Raw genomic sequence first — 7,279 nt, forward strand, 5'->3', positions numbered from 1 at the left:
TCTCCCGCCCCCGGGCATCGTTGGGTCACTCCGCAGGCTCCGCTCCCGGCCGGCATCGATGGACCGCAGCAGCCGATAGACGGTTGCTACGGTCCATCGATGCGTTTCGGGGGCGTGCGTTCGGGGGCGAACGCTTCGGTTACCTCCGTTAACCGGACGGGCATCGTTTCGACATGGACGGCTGGCATTGTCACGGATGACAACGTCACGCCCGAGTATCAGTGAGGCCGTCCAGAATGCGTGTGAAGAAGCTCGTCGCTGCCGTCGGAACACTTGCGGCGGTCGTCGCGGGGACCTCCGCTCTGACTGCCGGTCCCGTGTCGGCCGATCCTGCCGACTGTCCCAGCCTCTACGTCGCCGCGATTCCCGGCACGTGGGAGACCAGTTCGGGCGCAGCCCCGCGGCCGGGCATGCTGACCGCCGTCACGGACCGCATCGCGAGCGCGGACATTCGCACCGAGTACGTGTCGTACCCCGCCACCGCGTTCCCGTGGGAGGGCGGTGTGTACGGCGAGTCACGCGCGATCGCGACGGCCAATGCGGGCGGCATGCTGAAGGTGATGGCGGATCGTTGCGGCGCAACGAAACTCGCGGTCATCGGCTACAGCCAGGGTGCCGACGCGGCAGGCGACCTCGCGGCCTCGATCGGCAGCGGTCTTGGCGTCGTACCCGCGGATCGGTTGGTCGCCGTCGGACTCATCTCCGACCCCAAGCGTTCCGACGTCGACGCGTTGGTCGGGCCCGAGGTCGTCGGCACCGGTGTCGGTGGGCCTCGGGTCGGCGGTTTCGGATTCGTCAGCCCGGTGGTTCGGACGTTCTGCGCCGTCGGCGATCTGTATTGCTCGACGCCGAAGGACGACTACATCGCGCGCCTCGCCGGGTTCCTCGCGGTGTCGTCCGATCCGAATCCGAACGTGCTGCAGCAGGCTGGGCAGGAGGCGCAGGTTCTGCTCGGTGACATCGCCGACGCGGGCGGCCTACCGATCCTGCAGGGCCAGCTGTCCGATAAGGCCAACGAGCAGCGTCGACGCGAGATCGACGCGTTCTACCGCTCCGGCATCCACCAGGAGTACGGCAGCTATGCCGTCGACGCGAACGGAACGAGCGCGACGACCTGGCTGGCGAACTACCTGCGCAGCAAGGCCTAGACCTTGTCGACGACGGCCTGCCGCGAACGAAGCAGCAGGTAGACGGCCACTGCGGCGACACCCATTCCCGCTGCACTCCATGCCGCGGCGAGGTTGAAGCCGTCGACGAAGCTCGATGCGGCCAACTCACGCAGCATGTCGTTCAGCGGCGCCGGGAGATAGTCGGCGACGGCCATACCGCCACCCACGGTTTCCGACGCGGGGCCGGCGACCTCGGGTGGTGTCTCCGGCGGTAGGGCGTCGGAGACGCGGTTGCGGTAGACAGTGGTACCGATCGTGCCGAGGATGGCGATGCCGACGGCGCCTCCCAGCTCGGCACCGGTCTCGGACAACGCCGATGCGGCACCTGCTTTCTCCGGTGCCGCTGCGGTGAGAACGATGTCCGAGTTCATCGTCGACGCCGCACCGATGCCGAGCATCATCGCCGTCATACCGGTGATGAGCAGTGGCAGTCCCGATCCGGCTTCGATGAAGGTCATCGTGAATGCGCCGATGCTGATCAGCAGCAGACCACCGGCGATGATGACACCCGTCGGGACGACCTTGCTGACGGTCGGAGAGAAGACGGCTCCCGCTGCGGCAGCCGCGGCCGGGATGAGCAGCCACAGGCCGGCGGCGAGCGGGCCGAGTCCGACCACCAGTTGCAGGTACTGCGACGCGAACAGACTGAAACCCGTGACCGCGAAGATGACGAGGAACTGCACGAGAACGGCTGTGGTGAAGGCACGTTCGGAGAACAGGGTGACGTCGATCAGCGGGTCTCGTCCGCGGCGTTGACGCCTGACGAAGAAGAAGCCGAGGATCAGCCCGCCGACGGCGGCCCCGATGGTCGCGGCGTCGAGGCCGTCCTGCGCGCCGTGCTTGATGGCGTAGACGATCCCGAGCATCGCGGCGATCGACAGAACGACGCTCAGGGGATCGAACTTCCCGGGGTCGGGATCCTTGAATTCGGGGACGAGCAGCGGGGCGCTGACCAGCAACAGCACCATCACCGGGATATTGACGAGAAACACCGAGCCCCACCAGAAATGCTCGAGCAGGAAGCCGCCGACGACGGGCCCGATCGCGCCGCCGCCCGCGAAGCCCGCCGTCCACAGTCCGATGGCTTCCTTGCGCTGCGCGGGATCGTGAAACATGTTGCGGATCAACGACAGTGTGCTGGGCGCGATGGTGGCGCCACCGACGCCGAGCAGGGCTCGCGCGACGAGCAACATCTCAGGCGAGGTGGAGAATGCGGCGATGAGCGATGCCGCACCGAACACGAGCGCGCCGATCAGCAGCAACCTGCGTCGGCCGATGCGGTCACCGACCGATCCCATCGTGATGAGCAGGCCCGCGAGCAGGAATCCGTACAGGTCGAGAATCCAGAGCGTCTGATTGCTGCTGGGCTGGAGATCCGCGGTGACCGCGGGCAAGGCCAGGTACAGCACCGAGATGTCCATCGAGACCAGCAGGATCGGAATGACGAGGACACTCAGCCCGAGCCAGTCTTTCCGCGTCGCCTTGTCGTGCACGATTCCCCTTCGCGTCGGGTGCCGGGTGGAGCGTCCGATATGACCGTACCGGCGCTTTCCGACAATTCGACGGCTACGCGAGGCTTGCGGACTCGTCGGGCACCCGCGTCGTCGAGACTCCTCGGTACACGAGACCGGAGATCACGAGCAGGACGACGGTGAGTGCGACGGCAACCCAGGCCGTCGACGTCATGGTCCCGTCGCCGATGTCGCGGGCACCGGCCGCGGTGTAGGCCATCGGCACGAAGGCCGACAACTGACCCCAGATCGCCGCGTTCGACGCGTACGCCGCGCCGCAGACGACGACCTGTACGAGCAGAAGCGCGAGATTGACCGCCTGTCCGACGGCTGCACCGAGCACACGCTGAATCGCACCTGCGGCGGCGAGGTAGGCGGCCGCCGAGACCAGCAGGAATGCACCGGCGCCGAGGAGGGCGCCGATCGAGGCGTCGGGTGCGGTGAACGCGAACGCGAGTGCTGCCGATACACCGACGGCCAGGGAGGCGACGCCTGCCGCAAGCCAGGAGCGTAGCCCGCGGAGTGACCCTGAATTCTGCGGGCGGCTATCCCGGCTGAGGACGCGCACGAGACTGACGGCCCCGACAGCACCGACGGCGACGAGCGCGGCGATCAGATACGGCGCGACCGACGCCTCCGGCTCGTCGACCGTCATTGCGGTAGGCGTCACGGCCGGTGCGCTCAGTTCCTTGGCCGACGGCAACCCGGCCGTCGCCTCGCTGACGTTCGTCTGGATGCCGCTGACGATGTCCGGGACCGGTTCTACGGATGTGACCAGCTGTTGCGTGCCCGCGCGCAGCTGCTTGCCGCCGTCGTCGAGCTGGCCGAGTCCGTCCCTGAGCTGGACGGTGGCGTCGCCGATCTGTCCTGTCGCAGTCAGGAATTGACTCGACGGGTCGTTGAGCTCGCTCGACAGCTGACGCGCCCCGCTCTTCAGTTCGGAGAGCTGGCCGAGTGTCTGCGGCCCGAGTCCCTGGGTGTTCAACGTGTCGATGACGCCGCGAATCTGTGCGGCAGCTTCCTGCGATCCGGGTGTCGGGAATGCGGCGACCTGGGCCGCTGCGGCCTCGAGCTGCGCGGTGAAACCTGCCTGCTGCTCACCCAATCCGGTGAGTTGATCGACCACCAGGTCGACGCCACCGCTGATCTGCGACGCGCCGTCGCCGAGCTGACCGATGCCGTCGCGGTACTGCACCCACCCGTCGGCGAGCTGGACCGTACCGTCGTGGGCCAGGGTGATGCCGTCGGACAGCTGTCCGGCACCGTCGTTGAGCTGGTTGCCCCCGTCGGTGAGCTGAGTCAGACCGCCGGACAGCAAGCTGATGGGAAGCCCAGCCCGCTGCAGGTTCTGCCGCGGCGACGCCAGCGGGTCACCGGACGCCTCGGCGGGCGTTTCGGTGGCAGTGTCCACCCGGACGGTCTCGGCCGGGTCGAGGTCGTAGCCTGCACCGAGTGTGAACGCACCGGCGGCCACCAGCGGGAAGGCGATGGCGAGGAGTGCAACGGACGGCCTGCGAAGGACACTGGATACGCGCATAGTGTCCCTGAGGCTAACCGTCTCGACAGGTCGTCTCGACCACGAAGAGCCGGTGAAACGGGTGAAAAGCCGGTGCGACCTGGCAGTTTAAGAGTCCTATGAGATTCGGACGCCGTCAGCGGTTCCGCGGCAGCAGATCCCACACGTGCTGAGTCTCGTTGACCGACGCAACCGATCGATTTCCGTTGCGCGCGTACAGAATCCGAGTGATCGAGCAGTAGTCGATCGGGAAGCCGAGCACCTTCGGCGTGCCGAGGATGTGTTGCAGCAGGATGTTGACGACGCCGCCGTGCGCGAAGACGACGACGGTATCGCTGTGTTCGACGCCGTCGACCGCGTCCGCGATCCCGTCGAGCACACGCGCCCGGAAGGCTGCCTCGTCGACCTGTTCGGGCAGGTGCCCGGCCTTGATCCGCTCGAAGGCGTCGCGGAACTCGGTGCGCGCGGCTTCGATCGGGATGTAGCCGGCGAAGTCGCGGTCGTACTCGGCGATGCGCTCGTCGGACTCCAGCGACAAGCCGAGCTCGGCGGCAAGCACGGTTCCGGTCTGCACCGCGCGCAGCTGCGTGCTGGCGACGGTCTTCGCGATCGGAAAGCGGGCCAACGCACCTGGAACTCGTTTCGCCTGCTCGTGGCCGAGTTCGTCGAGCGGTGGGTCGGCCGACACCTCGGACCGTTGCGGGAGTGCGTGGCGCACGAGGATCAGCTGCACTGCTCTACCTAACCACGAGGCTTCTGCCGCTTCGGATCACCATCGTCCGAAAAGCCTGGACCTGACGCGCGAGCTGACGCGTCGGCCACACGATGCCGATGCGTCGTCGAGCAGACAGGTCGTCGATGCGGACCTCGACGGTCTCGGGACCCTGCCCACGCAGGCGCGGCAGAATGCTGACCCCGAGGCCGGCACCGACGAGACCGCGCACGGTGTGGATGTCCTGGCCCTCGAACGCGATGTCCGGGGTGATGCCCGACTCCGCCCACAGGTCCTCGCAGATCGAGCGCATGCCGAATCCATGGCCCATCGCGACGTAACTTTCCTCGGCGGTGTCGGTCAGATTCACCGATTTCCGACGCGCGAGCCGGTGATCGGCGGGCACGACCAGCACGAGCCTCTCCTCGTACAGCTGGAACGAGTTGTCCTCGGTGTGCTCGGCGCTGAGCGACACGAACGCGACGTCGGCAGACCCGTCGTCGAGACGGTCGAGGCATCGTGTGCGCGCGCCCTGATCGAGCGCGAATGTGACGGCCGGATGGTCGGCGCGGAATCGCTTGATCAGCGCGGGCACGACGTCCTCGCCGAGCGTGTTCTGGAAGCTGATCGAGATCCGGCCACGTGCACGGGCGTCGTGCTCGCTCATCGCGTCGAGACCGGCTTCGAGGTCGGCGACGGCTCGTTCGAGGTACGGAACCAGGATGCGCCCCGTCGTCGTCAGCGAGATTCCTCGACCCTTCCGCTCGACGATGTCGACCCCGAGAATCGCCGACGCTCTCGCCATCTGACGGCTGACCGTCGGCTGCGGAACGCCGAGCACGTGCGACGCCTCGGTGATGTGCTCGGTATCGGCGACGGCCAGGATCGTCGGAATGAGCGGGAGCAATGCTTCTGCCTCGTCGCGCATAGAGCCAATGATATCGCCGACGCATTAAATGCGGTGCCGTCATGCATTGGACGTATGTTCCCCACGACTTCTAACGTCGAAGCAATGAGTGCATCGGTCAGTGAAGTCCAGCGGGATGGCTGGGAGGGGCATCCGCGGGGATCGCGCGAGTACAAGAGACTCGTCGCCGCGCTGTTGTTCGCCGGCATCGCGACGTTCGCTCAGCTGTACTCGGTGCAGGGCATCCTGCCGCTCATCGCGTCGAACCTGCAGATCACGCCGTCGCAGTCGTCGCTCGCGGTCGGGTTGGCGACCGTCGGCGTCGCCGTGTCGGTCCTGCCGTGGTCGATCGTCGCCGACCGCATCGGACGCGTCCGTGCCATGTCGGTCTCCATCGTCGTCGCGACCGTGTTGGGACTCGTCGTTCCGCTGTCCGGTTCGCTGCCGATGCTGCTGTCGATACGTTTCTTCGAGGGAGCGGCACTCGGCGGACTGCCTGCGATCGCCATCGCCTACCTGAGCGAGGAGGTCCACCGCAGCCACACCGCGCTCGCTGCCGCGACCTACGTCTCGGGCACGACGCTCGGTGGGCTGCTCGGACGCATCGTCGCGGGGCCGGTCGCCGAATTCACGAACTGGCGTGTCGGGACGTTGACCGTGTCGATCATCGCGGCCGTTGCCGCAGGACTCTTCCTGTTTCTGGCCCCCACGCCGCGACGGTTCTTCGGTGGCACGTCCGACGGGCCGTCACTCGGGGCACGGCTGTGGGCGAACCTGCGCGAACCGAGCATGCTCGCGCTGTACTCGCAGGGCTTCCTGCTGATGGGCGGGTTCGTCGCGATCTACAACTTCCTCGGTTTCCGCCTCGAAAGTGCGCAGTTCGGTCTGCCGCAGTCGCTGATCAGCCTGATCTTCGTCGCGTACCTGAGCGGCACGGTGTCGTCACGAGTCGCCGGGCAGTTGGCCGTCAAGCATGGCCGTGGTCCGGTACTCGCGGGGTCGACGGCCGTCATGATCGCCGGTGTCGCGCTGACGATCAGCAGCAATCTGATCGTCATTCTGGTCGGACTCGTCATCCTGACCGTCGGATTCTTCGCCGCCCACGCGATCGCGTCGGGCTGGACGGGTCAACGCGCGACGGTCGGCCGCGCTCAGGCCACGTCGCTGTACAACCTCTTCTACTACGGCGGCTCGTCCCTCGTCGGCTGGGTCGGCGGCGTCGTCTACCAGCAGTTCGGCTGGACGGCGATGGCTGTGTTCGTCGCGAGTCTTGCGGTCGCCGCGGCTGCCGCTGCGCGGCTCGTGCGCGGATAGTCGGGCCAGGGTGCAACTATCCGCGCAGTGATACTGGAATGGTTCGTCGATGCAGTGGTTTGACTCGTTTCCGCGCTGACGCCGATGGCTGTCTTTCCCGTGATGTGTCGGCTGCTGCATCGATGGACACCTGAAGCACACGCGACCGGT

Annotated in this window: 6 protein-coding genes; 2 read left to right on the plus strand and 4 right to left on the minus strand. The window is 66.9% G+C overall.

Annotated elements, in window-relative coordinates; translation table 11 throughout:
• The first annotated feature begins 236 nt into the window (after nucleotides 1–236).
• Nucleotides 237–1,148 carry a cutinase family protein gene (locus DK926_RS08830; protein ID WP_114330087.1) on the plus strand — a complete coding sequence of 304 codons (912 nt, stop codon included), beginning with the start codon at nucleotides 237–239 and terminating at the stop codon, nucleotides 1,146–1,148.
• Here DK926_RS08830 and DK926_RS08835 read toward each other — a convergent pair.
• From DK926_RS08835 to DK926_RS08850, 4 genes are all read right to left on the minus strand, one after another.
• Complete coding sequence (locus tag DK926_RS08835) at nucleotides 1,145–2,662, minus strand: MFS transporter (protein ID WP_243636722.1); 1,518 nt, start codon at nucleotides 2,660–2,662, stop codon at nucleotides 1,145–1,147. The two genes, DK926_RS08830 and DK926_RS08835, sit on opposite strands and share 4 nt — an antisense overlap.
• Nucleotides 2,663–2,735: 73 nt before the next feature.
• Complete coding sequence (locus DK926_RS08840) at nucleotides 2,736–4,217, minus strand: phage infection protein (RefSeq protein ID WP_114330089.1); 1,482 nt, start codon at nucleotides 4,215–4,217, stop codon at nucleotides 2,736–2,738.
• Between the two features lie 115 nt (nucleotides 4,218–4,332).
• Entirely contained in the window at nucleotides 4,333–4,929 is a 597-nt protein-coding gene (locus DK926_RS08845; RefSeq protein ID WP_068429703.1) for a histidine phosphatase family protein, read from the minus strand.
• Between the two features lie 4 nt (nucleotides 4,930–4,933).
• Nucleotides 4,934–5,836, minus strand: coding sequence for a LysR family transcriptional regulator (locus tag DK926_RS08850; protein WP_114330090.1), 903 nt, complete (start codon nucleotides 5,834–5,836; stop codon nucleotides 4,934–4,936).
• Nucleotides 5,837–5,920: 84 nt separating this feature from the next.
• Between DK926_RS08850 and DK926_RS08855 the strand changes: the two genes are divergently transcribed.
• Complete coding sequence (locus DK926_RS08855; protein ID WP_114330091.1) at nucleotides 5,921–7,129, plus strand: MFS transporter; 1,209 nt, start codon at nucleotides 5,921–5,923, stop codon at nucleotides 7,127–7,129.
• Nucleotides 7,130–7,279: the final 150 nt, after the last annotated feature.

The sequence above is a fragment of the Rhodococcus sp. Eu-32 genome (assembly GCF_003336925.1).
GTDB classification, from domain to species: Bacteria; Actinomycetota; Actinomycetes; order Mycobacteriales; family Mycobacteriaceae; genus Rhodococcoides; species Rhodococcoides kyotonensis_B.